This window comes from Actinocrispum sp. NPDC049592 (assembly GCF_040675465.1).
Classification (GTDB): domain Bacteria; phylum Actinomycetota; class Actinomycetes; order Mycobacteriales; family Pseudonocardiaceae; genus Kibdelosporangium.
In genome coordinates this window covers 1-15,220 of the sequence record NZ_JBFAPA010000029.1, presented here as the reverse complement: position 1 = coordinate 15,220, position 15,220 = coordinate 1, and the positions used below count along the sequence as shown (strand labels likewise).

Genomic DNA, 15,220 nt, shown 5'->3' with positions numbered 1-15,220 from the left:
GGTCATGGGCGAGAAGCACCACGTGCGATTCGAGCCGGTCGGCGTGGAGATCGAGGTCGACTCCGACCAGACGATCCTCCGCGCCGCCGCCGAGCAGGGCGTCATGCTGATGCACGGCTGCAAGGAGGGGCAGTGCGCCGCCTGCAAGTCGTTCATCCTCGAAGGCGACGACGTCGAGCACGACCGGTACTCCACGTTCGCGTTGCCCGACTACGAGAAGGAGGAGGGTTTCACCCTGCTGTGCCGGGCGCACGCGTACGAGGACCTGACGATCGAGCTGCTCAACTACGACGAGGAGATGATCCGCTCGGGTCTGCCCATCCAGCAGGCCCGGGTGGAGGTGGTGTCCAAGGACAACGTCACGCACGACATGCGCCACCTGGTCGTGCGGCTCCTTGAACCCACGTCGCTGAAGTTCTTCCCCGGCCAGTACGTGGACTTCTCGGTGCCCGGGACGGACGAGACACGGTCGTTCTCCATGGCCAACACGACCAGCGGGGAGAACGGGCTGCTCGAGTTCGTCATCAAGATCTACCCCGACGGCCTGTTCTCGACCTTCCTGGACACCGGAGTCGCGGTCGGTGACCAGCTGGAGATCACCGGGCCGTTCGGGGTGTTCACCTTGCGCGACAACCCCGGCGCCGATCTGGTCTTCGTCGGCGGGGGCGCGGGCATGGCACCGATCCTGGCGCTGCTGCGGTCCATGGCCGAACGGGGCATCGACCGCCGGGCCACGTTCTACTACGGGGCGCGGCGGCGCCGGGACCTGTGCTTCGACACCGAACTGACCGCCTTGGCCGAGAAGCTGCCCAACTTCTCCTATGTACCGGCCCTTTCCGAACCGGAGGAAGGGGACGGCTGGGAGGGTGAGACCGGGCTGATCACCGATGTGGTGCGACGCCTGGAGTCCGAACTGGACGGTGCGGACGCGTACGTGTGCGGCCCGCCGCCGATGGTCGAGGCGGCGATCGAGCTGCTGCCCGCACTGGGCGTCGCGGACAAGCGAATCTTCTACGACAAGTTCACCACAACCGGTGAAGCGGAGGACCGATGACATCTACCCAGGAACGCAGCGTCCCCAAGCCGGTCTTCACCGACGCCGAGGCGGGCGCGAAGGTTTTCCCCGACTCCGAGCACAGGCGCTTCAACTACTTCACACCGGCCAAGCGCAAGCAGTCGCACTACGAGGACGTGACCGTCGAGGTCCAGCCGGACCCGCGGCACTACCTCTCGCAGGGCTGGCTGTACGGCTTCTCGGACGGCAAGGGCGGCTACCCGCTCGAGTGGACGGTGCTCAAGGCGTGGGGCTCCGACCGGCCGGTGCCCGAGCGCGGCCCCGGATCCGGCGGCAAGGGCTACGACTGGCCCGCGCTGGGGTGGCACGAGTTCCGTGACCCCAACGAGGAGTGGGAGCTGACGCTCTACCGCTACAACTCCAACGTGGTCCGTCAGCTCACGCAGAACATCGAGGCCGCCAAGCAGTCCAAGGCCTTCGACCAGTGGAACCGCAACTGGGTGACGTTCGTGGCGCAGCACGTGGGCGCATGGATGCACGTGGACCACGGGCTGGGCCTGTACCTGTTCGCCAACGCCAACCGCAGGGCGCCGACGAACATGCACAACAACGCGATCTCGGTGAACAGCATGCACCGGATCCGGGCAGCGCAGGACCTTGCGCTCTACAACCTCACGCTTTCCGAGGAGCTGCAAGGCTTCGACGGCAGCGCGCACCTGGAGACCTGGAACTCCGACCCGGTCTGGCAGGGTGTGCGGGAGACCGCCGAGGAGCTGACCGGCATCTGGGACTGGTGTGAGGCGATCTTCGCGGCCAACATCGTGTTCGAGCCACTGGTCGGGGAACTGTTCCGCAGCAACCTGGTCCAGCAGGCTGCACCGTCCAATGGCGACTTCGTCACGCCGACGCTGATCGGCGCGGAGGAGTACGACTTCGCCGAGCGGGACCTGCGCTACACCAAGCCGATGTTCCAGCTCCTGATCAACGACAAGGAGTTCGGCGCGGAGAACCGCAAGATCCTGCAGCAGTGGCTGTCCACGTGGGTGCCGCGGTGCGTCAAGGCCGCCCGCACACTGCAGCCGCTGTGGTCGCAGCCGGACGCCAAGCCGCCGCGCTTCGAGGACGGCCTTGACCGCGCCAAGAGCCGGTTCTCTGCCATCCTCACCGACCTGGACCTGCAAGCACCGAAGGAGTTGAGCCAGTGACTGCCGTTGAAAGCAGGTTTCAGCGCAACAACACCGCGTCCAACATGTGCGGCTTCACGTTGATGAACAACCAGGTCGGCGCGATCGTGGCGGAGGTCATGCGGCACAAGGACAACGTCACGATCACCCCGCTGCCGTCGATGATCAGGGTCGACGCCAAGGGCCGGATGGACGTCGTCTACGCGGAGATCGACGAGGCGGCCGGCGAGGAGGAGGGCTGGTTCAACGCGGCCGAGTTCGAGGAGAGCATGTCCACCCACTACGGGCGGATGATCCACGAGGACGACCGCACGATCATGTTCGCCAACCCGGAGGACGCCGCCGAGTTCCTGGACTTCGACCTCGTTGCCCGAAGCTGAAGCCCCAGCTCACCCCTCGTGAGTGGTTTTGCTCGTTCTCATGGGCAAAACCACTCACGAGGTCCTTACCACCACGACTGGGCAAGGAGTAGCACACCGTGTACGAGAAGGATGGCGAGAAGTACTTCGTGGTCGACGCCCACACCCACTTCTGGGACGCGAGCCCGGACAACTGGGTGGCGGGCCAGGAACAGTACGCCAAGGGCTGGATCGAGTGCTTCCACGCCTACCAGGGGCTCGGGCCGGCCGAGACCCACTGGTCGATCGAGGAGTTCATGAAGTACTCCGAGGAAAGGATGATGAAGGACCTGTTCGACGCCGGTCACGTCGACATCGCCATCTTCCAGCCCACCAACCTGAAGCAGTGGTACAAGAACGGGTTCAACACGACCGAGGCCGACGGCGCGCTGGCCGAGCGGCACCCGGGCAAGTTCGTGGTGAACACGACCTTCGACCCGCGCGAGGGTGACGAGGGCATGCGCGCCTTCGAGGAACGCGTGCGGCGCTACGGTTGCAAGGGCGTCAAGCTCTACACCGCGGAGTGGCGCGGCGAGTCCCGCGGCTGGACGCTGAAGGACGCGGAGACCTACCGGTATCTGGAGAGGTGCCAGGAGCTGGGTGTCAAGAACATCCACGTGCACAAGGGCCCGACGATCTGGCCCCTGGACAAGGACGCCTTCGATGTGTCCGATGTGGACCACGCGGCGACCGACTTCCCCGAGCTGAACTTCATCGTCGAGCACGTGGGCCTGCCCCGCATCGAGGACTTCTGCTTCATGGCGACGCAGGAGCCCAACGTGTACGCGGGACTGGCCGTGGTGGTCGGCGGCCTGATGCACGCCCGGCCGCGGTTCTTCGCCAAGGTCATGGGCGAGCTGATGTTCTGGCTCGGCGAGGACCGGCTGATCTTCGGCGCTGACTACGCCATCTGGGAACCCAAGTGGCAGGTCGAGGGCTTCGTCGACTGGCAGATGCCCGACGGCGAGGAGTTCTCGGACTATGCGAAGCTGACTGTGGATCAGAAGCGCAAGATCCTCGGTCTCAACGCGGCCCGGCTGTACGGATTGGACATTCCGGCCGAGCTGCAGCCCCAGGCGGTACCGACGACCGAACCGGTCGGCGTTCCGTCATGAAAGAGCGGGGCGCGCTCAAGGACCAGACCGCTGCTGTGCCATCTTTTCTGGCGAAGGCGGTCTGGTCCGCGCTCGGCACCGTCCTCGACCCCGAGCTCGACGAGCCCCTGACAGACCTCGGGTTCGTCTCGGAGTGCACTGTGGAGGACGGGCGCGCGAGGATCCGTCTGCGGCTGCCGACGTACTTCTGTGCGCCGAACTTCGCGTTCCTGATGGTCGCGGACGCCTACGACGCGGTCAGCGCGGTGCCCGGGATCACCGGGGTGGACGTCCGGCTGCGGGACCACTTCGCGGCCGGTGCCATCAACAAGGGCGTGGCCAGGCGCGCCGGGTTCGTCGCCTCCTTCGAGGGGGAGGCCGTCAACGAGCTGGACTCGCTGCGGGCGGAGTTCCTCCGCCGGGCGGTCCTGGCGGGCACCGACCGGGTCTGCCGGTCGCTGCGCACCGATCCGGTCACCCTGGCCGGGATGACGCTCGGCGACGTGCCGCCGGGCAAAGAGCTCGACCGCCTCAAGGACCGGCGGCGGGAGCTTGGACTGTCCCATTCGGACAGTGCGCCGCTGCTGGTCGACCCGGCGACCGACGAGCCGATCAGGGCCGCCAACCTGACCAGGCACCTGGGGCTCGCCCGGGTCACCAGGGTCAGCCAGGAAGCCAACTCGGGAGTGTGCCGGGGAATGCTGGCCGCTCGCTACCACGAGTCCACAAAGGAGGACACGCCATGAAGGCCGTCCGGCTGCACGCATACCACCAGCAGCCCGTCATCGAGGACGTACCGGAGCCAACGGCCAAGAACCCCTTCGACGTGGTGGTCAAGATAGGTGGTGCCGGCGTGTGCCGCACCGACCTGCACATCATCGAAGAACAGTGGGCCGAGAAGTCCGGGGTCGCCCTTCCTTACACCATCGGCCACGAGAACGCGGGCTGGGTGCACGAAGTGGGCTCCGCTGTGTCCAATGTGGCCGTTGGCGACACGGTCATCCTGCACCCCACCCCCACCTGCGGTCTGTGCCACGCCTGCCGGGCCGGCAACGACATGCATTGTGAGAACAGCACCTTCCCGGGGATCAACACCGACGGCGGCATGGCCGAGTACCTGCTGACGTCCGCACGTGCATGCATCAAGTTGAACCCCGAGACCCGACCTGAAGACGTCGCGGCCCTGGCCGACGCCGGGATCACCGCGTACCACGCTGTTCGCAAGGCAGTGCCGTTGCTGTACCCGGGCACCGTGTGCGTCGTCAACGGTGCCGGTGGCCTTGGACACATTGGTATCCAAGCACTTGCCGCCCTGACCGCGACCACGATCATCGTGGTCGACCGCAACGAGGACGCGTTGAAGCTGGCGTCCCAGCTCGGCGCCGACCAGACCGTTGTGGCGGACGGGAAACACGTCGAGGCGGTCCTGGACCTCACCGGCGGCCACGGCGCCGAGGTGGTCCTGGACTTCGTCGCCGAGCAGGGCGCCCAGCAGGACGCGTTCGCGATGACCCGCCGCAACGGGTCGCACTTCGTGATCGGCTACGGCAGCAACATCGACATTCCCACCATCGACATCATCTCCACCGAGCGCAACGTGATCGGCAACCTGGTCGGCACGTACAACGACCTGGCCGAGCTGATGGTGCTGGCTCAGGCCGGCAAGGTCACCTTGCACACCAAGCAATACCCGCTGGACGGCGCGCTGGAAGCGTTGGCCGACCTCGACGCCGGCCGGGTCCGCGGCCGGGCGATCCTCACGCCCTGAAGGAGACAACGGCATGGCGAAGGAACTGCGCTTCGGCTCGGAAGCCCGCAACCTGCTGCTCGCGGGCGTGGACAAGCTCGCCGACGCGGTCAAGTCGACGCTGGGCCCCAAGGGCCGCAACGTGATCATCGAGAAGATCACCGGTTCGCCGGTGGTCACCAACGACGGCGTGACGATCGCCCGTGAGATCCACCTGAAGAACCAGTTCGAGAACATGGGTGCCCAGCTGGTCAAGGAAGCGGCGATCAAGACCAACGACGTCGTCGGCGACGGCACCACCACCGCCACCGTGATCGCGCAGGCCATTGTGCGCGAAGGCATGAACGCCATCGCGGGCGGCGCCAACCCGGTGCTCGTCAAGCGCGGCATCGACATCGCGGTGGGCACTCTGGTGCAGCACCTGGAAGGCATGGCCCATCCGGTCTCGTCCGAAGAGGACTTCGCCAGGGTGGCCGCGATCTCGGCGAACGACGACGACTTGGTCGGCGAGGTCATCGCCGCCGCCCTGCACACCGTCGGCGATGGTGGCGTTGTCACCGTTGAGGAGTCGCCGCGGATCGGGATGTCGGTGGACTTCGTCGAGGGCTTCGAGTTCGACAACGGCTACATCTCGCCGTACCTGGTCACCGACCCCGGCCGGCTCGAGGCCGTGATCGACGACCCGTACATCCTGATGTGCAGCGAGAAGATCACCAAGGTCCAGGAGCTGATGCCGGTCCTCGACCGGATCATGCGGGCGCCGCGGCCACTGGTGCTGATCGCCGAGAACGTCGAGGGCACAGCGCTTTCGATGCTGGTGCACAACCACGTCAACGGCAACTTCCAAGCCGTGGCCGTGCGCGCGCCCGGGTTCGGCGACCGGCGGCTGCACAAACTGGAGGACCTCGCGGCGATCGTCGGCGGCGAAGTCCTTTCGCGACAGTCCGGGTTCACCCTGCAGACCATGACGTTGGAGCAGATGGGCCGCGCCAAGCAGGTCCGGGTCACCGAGAACGCCACCACGATCATCGGCGGCTACGGCAGCGCCGAGGACGTGTCGTTCCGGGTCACCCAGCTGCGGGCCGAGCTGGAACGCGCCCAGTTCGGGGTGGACGAGGACGTGCTCACCGAGCGGATCGGCGCGCTGACCGGGAAGGTCGCGGTGATCAAGGTCGGCGCGGCCACCCCGGCTGAGCTGAAAGAGTTGCAGCACCGGGTCGAGGACGCGTTGTCCGCCACCCGGGCGGCCATGGCCGAGGGCATCGTCGCCGGTGGCGGTGCGGCGCTGCTGCACTCAGTGTCCGCTTTGGACTCGTTGGAGCTGGAGGGCGACTACGCGGTCGGCGCCGACATCGTCCGCCGGGCGCTGCCCGAGCCCGCGTTCCTGATCGCGGCCAACGCCGGTCACCAGGCGGCCGACGTGCTGGCCCAGACCCGGCAGCTGGGCGCGGACGAAGGGTTCGACGCGCTGCATTCCCGGTACGGCAACATGGTCGAGATGGGCATCGTGGACCCGCTGCGGGTCTGCCGGTCCGCCCTCCAGAATGGAGCGTCGGTCGCGGGTCTGCTGCTGACGACCAACTCCCTGATCGCCGAAGAGCAGACCCCCTGGGGCGGCAGCCCGGCCCTGATGACCGAGTTCGGCCCGCTGGACGAAGGCCTGCACCAGCCATCGCCCGACGCGAGCACACCGCAGTCCCTGGGCCTCGGCCCGTCAGTCGGCTAATCCCCCGCGTGTCCCCCTTTCCTCCACCCCGTGTCCCCCGTTCCTCCACTATGAGTTCTCCGCAGCCGGGTCGCCCGAGGGCGACACGGGGTGGAGGAAAGGGGGACACACCGGGGAGGAAAGGGGGACACGCGCCGTTGGAAAGGTGGACGCGGCGATGGCCGTTGCAGTCAGTCAGCCTCGGGTACGGACAGTGGCCCTGCTCGGGCCGGCCTTCGTGGCGGCCGTGGCCTACATCGACCCCGGCAACTTCGCGACCAACATCACCGCGGGTGCGCGGTTCGGCTACACCCTCGTCTGGGTCGTCCTGGCGGCCAACCTGGTCGCGATGCTCGTGCAGTACCTGTCGGCGAAACTGGGCATCGCGACCGGCCAGGACCTCTCCGAGCTGTGCCGCGAGCACCTGCCCCGCAAGGTCTCTTTTGGACTGTGGGTTCAGGCGGAACTCGTTGCCATGGCGACGGATCTGGCCGAGTTCGTCGGCGCCGCGCTTGGTCTGTACCTGCTGTTCGACGTTCCGTTGCCCGCCGCGGGCCTGATCACCGCTGTGGTCGCGTTCGCGCTGCTGGAGCTGAGCCGTCGCGGGTACCGGCCGTTCGAGCTGGCCATCACGGGTCTGTTCGGCATTGTGTTGCTGGGGTTCGCCTACGACCTGGTACTGGTGTCCAATAGCAACACTCCTATTCCAACAGTGTTAGAGGGCGGTTCGGAGAGCGCCCTGGTGCTCGCCGTCGGGATCATCGGCGCGACCGTGATGCCGCACGTGATCTACCTGCACTCGGCGCTTACCAAGATCCGCCCGCAGCACACCAAGGCCACGCGCCTCGACGTGTTCATCGCTCTCGGCACCGCGGGCCTGATCAACGTCGGCATGCTCATCCTCGCCGCCGCCACCCTGCGCGGCCTCGGCGGCGCCGACCCCATTCTGTTCGCACACGCCGAACTCGGCCGGCTCCTGGGCGGTGGCGCGGCTCTGGCGTTCGCGGTCGCCCTGCTCTCGTCCGGACTGTCGTCGTCGAGCGTCGGGACCTACGCGGGTCAGGTCGTGATGAACGGGTTCATCCGGCGGAGCATCCCGCTGATGGCGCGCCGCGCGATCACCATGCTGCCCGCCCTGATCGTGCTGACCTTGGGCCTGCCGGTCACCGACAGCCTGGTGATCTCCCAGGTGGTGCTCAGCTTCGGCATCCCGTTCGCGCTGATCCCGTTGGTGTGGCTGACCTCCCGCCGGGACATCATGGGCGATCACGTCAACCGCAGGACGACCACCATCGTGGCGGGAACGTGCGCTTTGATCGTCACCGTCCTGAATCTGTACTTGGCGAGCTCGGCAATCTTCTAGGACCCGCCGGAAGTCGACTACCCGCTCGACCCGGGCAGTTCGCCGACGAGCTGGTCCGCCGGGAAGGCGACCGTGTCCCCGGCCATCGCGATGGTCCCACCCAGCCCGAACACGACCGCACCCATACGCCCTACCCTGCCAGAGCCCGGGCCAGCGCGGCGGCCGGACCATCCACTGTGGAGCTGTAGAGGACCTCGACCCGGTGCACCACTCGCGGCGCCGTGACGGGGACGAAGGCCAGCTCCGGGCCGATCGGCGGGAGGATGGCCAGGCCCTTGCCCGCGGCGATGAGGGTGGTGAGGGTGTGGATGTCCGTGCCTTCGTAGCGCAGGGCGGGGTGGAAGGCGTCCGTGCCTGTGGCGGCTCTCAGCTGGGTCAGCGGGATCGCCGTGCCAGGCGCGTCGATCCAGTGGGCGTCCGCCAGGTCGCTGAGCCGCAAGCCTTTGCGCGTTGCCAGCGGGTGACTCTTCGGCAGGGCCACGGTCACTGGCTGTTCCGACACCCGCGCGGCTGTGAAGGGGCCCACGTCCGGGAGGTTGAGCGGGTCCGAGGGAGCGGTCAGGCCGTCGATCAGGCCCAGGTCCACCTTGCCCGCCGCCACTTTCGCGACCACATCCTCGCGGGTGAGGACGTGCACCGTGGCTTGCTGGAGCGCTTCGGCTGTTCGGCGGGTCATCGCCAGCGGGGACAGTCCAATGGAGACGGTCACCGGCGGCGCACTGTTGAGGCGGGCGATGTCCACCTTCGCCGCGTCGAACCTCAGCAACAACGGCCGCGCATGTTCCAGCAACCGCGCGCCCACCACCGTCAGGGCCACCGGGCGCCTCTCCAGCAGCGTCGCACCCAGCGACGCTTCCAGGGCCGCGATGTGCTGGGACACGGCCGACTGCGTGTACCCGAGCTCCCGCGCCGCGCCCGAGAACGACCCGCACTCGGCGATCGCCACGAACGTCCGCAACTGATGTACATCCACATCCATCAGTATCCCTAATACCGAGACCATGGATCATCGTTGGCGCTGAACTCGGTGAGCGAGGCAGGATGCGTCCATGCCCAGAATCGCCCTGGTCGGAGACCGTTCCGCAAGCGTCCGCGCGCACACCCGCATCCCCGCCCTGCTCGAGGGCATGGACGTCTACTGGGTTCCCACCCCGGACGGCCACGACGTGGCCGGGTTCGACGGCATCTGGCTGGTGCCCGGCAGCCCTTACGTCAGCGAGGCGGGCGCTCTCGCCGCAGTCCGCACCGCCCGCGAGAACGGCATCCCGTTCCTCGGCACCTGCGGCGGCTTCCAGCACGCTCTCCTGGAGTTCGCCAGGAACGTCTGCGGCCTGGACGTCCACCACGCCGAGACCACCCCCACCGCCCCACACCAGCTCATGGTCCCGCTCGAGTGCAGCCTGATCGGCCACGAAGGCCCCGTCACCCTCCAACCCGGCTCCCGCGCCGCCCACATCCTCGGCGCCGAACGCACAACCGAGCGCTACCACTGCGCCTACGCCACAAACCCCACCTACATCTCAACGCTGCAGTCCCATGGCCTCCACTTCACCGGCCACGACCCCCACACCCCATCCCACCCCCGCATAGCCGAACTTCCCACCCACCCCTTCTACCTCACAACCCTCTTCCAACCCGAACTCTCCCCCACCCCCCACCCCCTGATCCGCGCCTTCACGACCCATGTGACCGAGACATCCCGCCGCACAATCGGGTGAGAATTCCGGGCGCCTGCGGAAGAGACGGGAGCGCAGGCCATCCGCCGAGAGTCCTTCGGCGCGAAGCGGCACTCGATCGGGTGACCTCATGCCCGCCCCACAACGCCCAAAACGCCGCTCCGACACGAATGGGGAATGGACAGCCGTGGTACGCGCCAGGGCTTGGCGGCGACGGTGGGGAAGGAAGCGCCAGGCGAGGCGCGCAGGGCTAGATGGCCGCGAATAAACAAGCAGCGTGAAGACGGTGTGGGTGGGTGTACAGAGGGCCGCGTGGATCGGGTGAGCGCGCGGAGTTGGAGCAGGTCACCAGGCCGAAGTGCAGGATGGGGCGGGGCAGCCAGGACGCGGGGGCACGGTTGGAAGGCAGATGGCCCTGAGGGACTGCGAGGTGGTTGCGGAGAGGGGCACCCGTTAGTGGAAGGTGCGCACTGATGGGTGACGCGGGTGGGGGCAAGCGGAATCTGGGAGCGATGCTTGGTGGGCTGAAAGTGGGGGTTAGGGGGCGGAATGGAGGTCTCCGCGGTGGGCGGCGCGAGGTGGAATGCGAGCAAGTGGAAAGTGGGACATGGGTGGGGGTTTGGTGTCGGGATTCAGGTCCAGCGCTTGCTCGGACATCAGATTCCGACCACTCGTACTCGCGCACCGGATCCCTGCACGTGCTCGCCCATCGACTCCCCCCGCGCGTGCCGCGCCCAGCCCAACCCGAAGGATCCCCTGCCCCTCTTGGCGGCCTGCCCGTCCGGCGAGGACATCTCTTTCTTTCGCGACCCGCGCGAGCGGTCTCTCAAGCACCCGAGGAATATTCCACCTCCCCCACCGTTATAGTCACCAAACATGACTATCAACCCAGGTGACTGCAGGAGGCGGCCATGACCACAGTGGAGCTGACGAGGTTCAAGGTCCTGCCAGACAACACCGAACAACTCCTCAAAGCCCGCCCAGCGATGCTGAAAGACTTCGAAGCCGACCGCGAAGGCTTCCTGAACGCCCGCCTGGTCCGCCTCCCCGACAACGAGTGGCTGGACATAGTCGAGTGGCGCACCCCCGAGGACTTCGCCGCATCCCGCGCCAAGGGCGCCAACCTCCCGGGCATCAAGGCGTTCTTCGACGCCATCGACTCCCTGGTCGCCGCCGAAGAGGGAACCACGGGGGAATAGCCAACCCCCCATCCCCGTTCCACAGGATAGATGAACGTTCAACTACCCCGAGAGAGGTGAGGTCCGTGCAGTTCGGGATCTTCAGCGTGGGCGACGTTACGCAGGATCCGACCAACGGCCGGACGCCCACCGAGCACGAGCGCATCAAGAACATGGTCGAGATCGCGATCCACACCGAGCAGGCCGGGATGGACGTGTTCGCCACGGGTGAGCACCACAACCCGCCGTTCGTGCCGTCCAGCCCGACGACCACGCTCGGTTACATCGCGGCGAAGACGGATCGGCTGATCCTGTCCACCGCGACCACCCTGATCACCACGAACGACCCGGTCAAGATCGCCGAGGACTTCGCGACGCTGCAGCACCTGGCCGACGGCCGTGTCGACCTGATCCTGGGCCGCGGCAACACCGGTCCGGTGTACCCGTGGTTCGGCAAGGACATCCGGCAGGGGATCGGCCTGGCCGTGGAGAACTACGCGCTGCTGCACCAGCTGTGGCGGGAGGATGTCGTCGACTGGGAGGGCCGGTTCCGCACGCCGCTGCACGGGTTCACCTCGACGCCGCGCCCGCTGGACGGAGTTCCCCCGTTCGTGTGGCACGGGTCGATCCGCAGCCCGGAGATCGCCGAGCAGGCCGCCTACTACGGTGACGGCTTCTTCGCCAACAACATCTTCTGGCCCAAGGAGCACACCCAGGTCCTCATCAACCTGTACCGCGAACGCTTCGAGCACTACGGCCACGGCACCGCCGAGCAGGCCATCGTCGGTCTGGGCGGCCAGGTGTTCATGCGCCACAACTCGCAGGACGCCGTGCGCGAGTTCCGGCCGTACTTCGACAACGCGCCGGTGTACGGGCACGGGCCGTCCCTTGAGGACTTCACCGAGCAGACGCCGCTCACCGTCGGTTCCCCCGATCAGGTGATCGAGCGGACCCTGAAGTTCCGCGAGTACTTCGGCGACTACCAGCGCCAGCTGTTCCTCGTGGACCACGCGGGACTGCCGCAGAAGACCGTGCTGGAGCAGATCGACCTGCTCGGCGAGTACGTCATCCCGGTGTTGCGCAAGGAGTTCGCCAAGGTCCGGCCGGACACCGTGCCGGACGCGCCGACCCACGAGAGCCTGAAGGCGACCACCCTGACGGTGGCGTAGCACGCTTGCCGGGACCAGTAGGGTCCCGATCATGAGTATGCTCGCCCGCCTGGGGACACACCGCGCGGCCACCGCCGTGCTGGCAGCGATCACGGGTTTATACATGTTGCTCGTGGTGTTCGGCAACATCACGGACTTCACCACGAACAAGGACTTCGTGGTGCACGTCCTGGCCATGGACACCACGTTCAAGACACCCGGCACCATCTGGCGCGCCATCACCAGTGAGGGCCTCGCGATCACGGCTTACATCCTGATCATCATCTGGGAGGCCCTCACGGCGGTGGCGCTGATCGCCGCCACGATCGCATGGATCCGCGACCCGGGCGGCTGGGCCAAGCGGGTGACCACCATCGGCCTGCTGATGATGATCGTCCTGTTCGGCCTGGGATTCATCGTGATCGGCGGTGAGTGGTTCCAGATGTGGCAGTCCAAGAACTGGAACGGGATCGAGGCGGCGTTCCGCAACGTCGTGCTCGCGGCCGCCGCCCTGATCGTCACCCATCTGCCGGCCGGGAACGGTCAGCGCACCACCTGAACCACGTCACCCACCCGTAGCGTTCCGAAGAACTGCTGAGCGGCAGCCTGGGACAGGTGCACGCACCCGTGTGACTTCGCTTTCAGGCTGCCCTGGTGGAACGCGATGCCGCCGTTGAAGAACACCGAGTACGGCATCCGCGCGTTGTGGAACTCCTTGCTGCGGTGGTTGCGGTCCTTCCAGGTCACCTTGAACGTGCCCGGCGGGGTCTCGTACCCGCGTTTGCCGGTGGTCACCGGCACCGGGCCGTAGGTGACGTTCCCGTTGTCCATCAGCCAGGCCTGGTTGGTCGACAGGCTCAGACAGGCCCGGGCGGCCGCCCCGCAGGGTGCGCCCGCGGCCTCAGCGGCCTGGGGCAACAGCAATGCCGTGCCGGCGAACAGTCCAAGAGGGACAGTCGCCGAGACGAGCAGCTTTCGTACTCGCACAGGAAACCCCTGCCCTTCCTTGCGGTTGGTCGGTTCTTCCCACAGATTGGACTACCCCGGATTCGCGCGCGCAAACCGAGCCGCCGAAAGCGGATGGCAACAGTCCGGCGAGGCTCACAGTTCCCACGAGGCGCCCGATTGTTGGAGGATGAGCACAGTCGAAAGGCGGTGCGCATATGGGCCAGGATGTCGACCGGCGGACGTTCAGCCGGGAGGACCGGACGAGATACCGCCACAAGGTGCGGCGGTGCCTGGACGCCTTCGCCAGGATGCTGCAGGAGTCCAGGTTCGACTTCGAACGGCCGATGACCGGCCTGGAGATCGAGCTCAACCTGGTGAACAACCGTTCGGAGCCGGCGTTCCGCAACGTCGAGATCCTCAACGCGATCGCGGACCCGGACTTCGTCACCGAGCTGGGCCAGTTCAACATCGAGATCAACGTCGCGCCCCGGCGGCTGGCCGACGGCGGGATCACCCAGTTCGAGGAGCAGGTCCGGGCCAGCCTGAACGCGGCCGAGACCAAGGTGCGCGAGCGGGACACGCACATGGTCATGATCGGCATCCTGCCCACCCTGCGGGCCTCCGACCTGACCCACGACACGCTGTCGGCCAACCCCAGGTATGCCCTGCTCAACGACCAGATCTTCGCCGCCCGCGGGGAGGACCTGCACATCGCCATCGACGGCGTGGAGCGGCTGCACACGACCTGCGACTCGATCGCCCCTGAGAGCGCTTGCACGAGCGCCCAGCTGCACCTTCAGGTCTCGCCCACCCAGTTCGCGGCCTACTGGAACGCCGCCCAGGCCATCGCCGGGGTGCAGCTCGCGCTGGCCGCGAACTCGCCGTTCCTGTTCGGCAAGCACCTCTGGCAGGAGACCCGGGTACCCCTGTTCGAGCAGGCCACCGACACCCGGTCGGAGGAGCTCAAGGCACAGGGCGTGCGGCCGCGGGTGTGGTTCGGCGAGCAGTGGATCACCACCGTGTTCGACCTGTTCGAGGAGAATGTCCGGCTGTACCCGGCGCTGCTGCCGATCATGGAAGACGAGGACCCGTTCGAGGTGCTCGACCGCGGCGAGACGCCGGCCCTGGGCGAGCTGCGGCTGCACAACGGCACGATCTACCGGTGGAACCGGCCGGTCTACGACGTCGTGGGCGGCCGCCCGCACCTGCGCGTCGAGAACCGGGTCCTGCCCGCCGGGCCGACGGTCATCGACACCCTGGCGAACGCGGCGTTCTACTTCGGCGTGGTGCGGATGCTGGCCGAGGCCGATCGTCCGATTTGGTCACAGATGTCGTTCAGCGCGGCCGAGGAGAACTTCCACACCGGCGCCAAGAACGGGCTGGAGGCGCAGATCTACTGGCCAGGACTGGGTTTCGTGCCCGCCGCCGAGCTGGTCCTGCGGCGCCTGCTGCCGATGGCCCACGAAGGTCTGGACAAGTGGGGCGTCACCGCGGAGGAACGGGACCGGCTACTGGGCGTGATCGAGCAGCGGTGCCTGACCGGCCGCAACGGCGCGACCTGGCAGGTCGGCCAGGTCGCGCGCCTCGAAGCCGACGAAGGTCTGGACCGCCACGACGCCCTGCGGGCCATGCTCAAGCGTTACGTGGACTACATGCACTCCAACGAACCCGTCCACGCCTGGGCCGACTGAGCGGAGTGGGGGGGCCCCCGGGGGGCCCCACCCCCAGAACGGGCGGTGGGCCCCCCGGGGGGGCCGGCAGTTG

The 15,220-nt window shown here is 67.2% G+C and carries 15 protein-coding genes; 13 read left to right on the top strand and 2 right to left on the bottom strand.

The window, feature by feature from the left end; all coding sequences use genetic code 11:
* The first annotated feature begins 4 nt into the window (after positions 1 to 4).
* From AB0J95_RS48395 to AB0J95_RS48360, 8 genes are all read left to right on the top strand, one after another.
* The gene (locus tag AB0J95_RS48395; protein ID WP_364773253.1) at positions 5 to 1,054 is read left to right on the top strand and encodes a 2Fe-2S iron-sulfur cluster binding domain-containing protein; all 1,050 of its coding nucleotides are present in this window, start codon (positions 5 to 7) and stop codon (positions 1,052 to 1,054) included.
* A complete protein-coding gene (locus AB0J95_RS48390) occupies positions 1,051 to 2,220 on the top strand; it encodes a toluene hydroxylase (RefSeq protein ID WP_364773251.1) in 1,170 nt (389 codons plus the stop codon). Before AB0J95_RS48395 ends, AB0J95_RS48390 begins: the two co-directional genes overlap by 4 nt.
* Positions 2,217 to 2,579, top strand: coding sequence for a propane 2-monooxygenase effector subunit MimD (gene mimD / locus AB0J95_RS48385; protein ID WP_364773249.1), 363 nt, complete (start codon positions 2,217 to 2,219; stop codon positions 2,577 to 2,579). Before AB0J95_RS48390 ends, mimD begins: the two co-directional genes overlap by 4 nt.
* A 98-nt stretch (positions 2,580 to 2,677) precedes the next feature.
* Positions 2,678 to 3,712 carry an amidohydrolase family protein gene (locus AB0J95_RS48380; RefSeq protein ID WP_364773247.1) on the top strand — a complete coding sequence of 345 codons (1,035 nt, stop codon included), beginning with the start codon at positions 2,678 to 2,680 and terminating at the stop codon, positions 3,710 to 3,712.
* Positions 3,709 to 4,437, top strand: coding sequence for an iron-sulfur cluster assembly protein (locus tag AB0J95_RS48375; RefSeq protein WP_364773246.1), 729 nt, complete (start codon positions 3,709 to 3,711; stop codon positions 4,435 to 4,437). The genes AB0J95_RS48380 and AB0J95_RS48375 overlap by 4 nt, the downstream gene beginning before the upstream one ends.
* Positions 4,434 to 5,459, top strand: coding sequence for an NAD(P)-dependent alcohol dehydrogenase (locus AB0J95_RS48370; RefSeq protein WP_364773244.1), 1,026 nt, complete (start codon positions 4,434 to 4,436; stop codon positions 5,457 to 5,459). The genes AB0J95_RS48375 and AB0J95_RS48370 overlap by 4 nt, the downstream gene beginning before the upstream one ends.
* 13 nt (positions 5,460 to 5,472) lie before the next feature.
* A complete protein-coding gene (groL, locus tag AB0J95_RS48365; RefSeq protein WP_364773242.1) occupies positions 5,473 to 7,164 on the top strand; it encodes a chaperonin GroEL in 1,692 nt (563 codons plus the stop codon).
* Positions 7,165 to 7,321: 157 nt separating this feature from the next.
* A complete protein-coding gene (locus AB0J95_RS48360) occupies positions 7,322 to 8,506 on the top strand; it encodes an Nramp family divalent metal transporter (protein WP_364773240.1) in 1,185 nt (394 codons plus the stop codon).
* Positions 8,507 to 8,636: 130 nt separating this feature from the next.
* Here the strand turns inward: AB0J95_RS48360 and AB0J95_RS48355 are convergent, their stop codons facing one another.
* The gene (locus AB0J95_RS48355; protein ID WP_364773239.1) at positions 8,637 to 9,485 is read right to left on the bottom strand and encodes a LysR family transcriptional regulator; all 849 of its coding nucleotides are present in this window, start codon (positions 9,483 to 9,485) and stop codon (positions 8,637 to 8,639) included.
* A gap of 70 nt (positions 9,486 to 9,555) precedes the next feature.
* On the opposite strand from AB0J95_RS48355, the gene AB0J95_RS48350 reads away from it, so the two are divergent.
* The 4 genes from AB0J95_RS48350 to AB0J95_RS48335 all read left to right on the top strand — a co-directional run bounded on the left by AB0J95_RS48350 (position 9,556) and on the right by AB0J95_RS48335 (position 13,067).
* Positions 9,556 to 10,224, top strand: coding sequence for a hypothetical protein (locus tag AB0J95_RS48350; RefSeq protein ID WP_364773237.1), 669 nt, complete (start codon positions 9,556 to 9,558; stop codon positions 10,222 to 10,224).
* An 869-nt stretch (positions 10,225 to 11,093) separates the two neighbouring features.
* Positions 11,094 to 11,381, top strand: a complete 288-nt coding sequence (locus AB0J95_RS48345) for an antibiotic biosynthesis monooxygenase (protein WP_364773235.1) — start codon at positions 11,094 to 11,096, stop codon at positions 11,379 to 11,381.
* 65 nt (positions 11,382 to 11,446) lie between these two features.
* Entirely contained in the window at positions 11,447 to 12,529 is a 1,083-nt protein-coding gene (locus AB0J95_RS48340) for an LLM class flavin-dependent oxidoreductase (RefSeq protein ID WP_364773234.1), read from the top strand.
* A gap of 31 nt (positions 12,530 to 12,560) precedes the next feature.
* The gene (locus AB0J95_RS48335) at positions 12,561 to 13,067 is read left to right on the top strand and encodes a DUF2165 domain-containing protein (protein ID WP_364773233.1); all 507 of its coding nucleotides are present in this window, start codon (positions 12,561 to 12,563) and stop codon (positions 13,065 to 13,067) included.
* Here the strand turns inward: AB0J95_RS48335 and AB0J95_RS48330 are convergent.
* Entirely contained in the window at positions 13,052 to 13,450 is a 399-nt protein-coding gene (locus AB0J95_RS48330; RefSeq protein WP_364773400.1) for a L,D-transpeptidase, read from the bottom strand. The two genes, AB0J95_RS48335 and AB0J95_RS48330, sit on opposite strands and share 16 nt — an antisense overlap.
* Positions 13,451 to 13,671: 221 nt before the next feature.
* Between AB0J95_RS48330 and AB0J95_RS48325 the strand changes: the two genes are divergently transcribed.
* Positions 13,672 to 15,147, top strand: a complete 1,476-nt coding sequence (locus tag AB0J95_RS48325) for a glutamate-cysteine ligase family protein (protein ID WP_364773231.1) — start codon at positions 13,672 to 13,674, stop codon at positions 15,145 to 15,147.
* Positions 15,148 to 15,220: the final 73 nt, after the last annotated feature.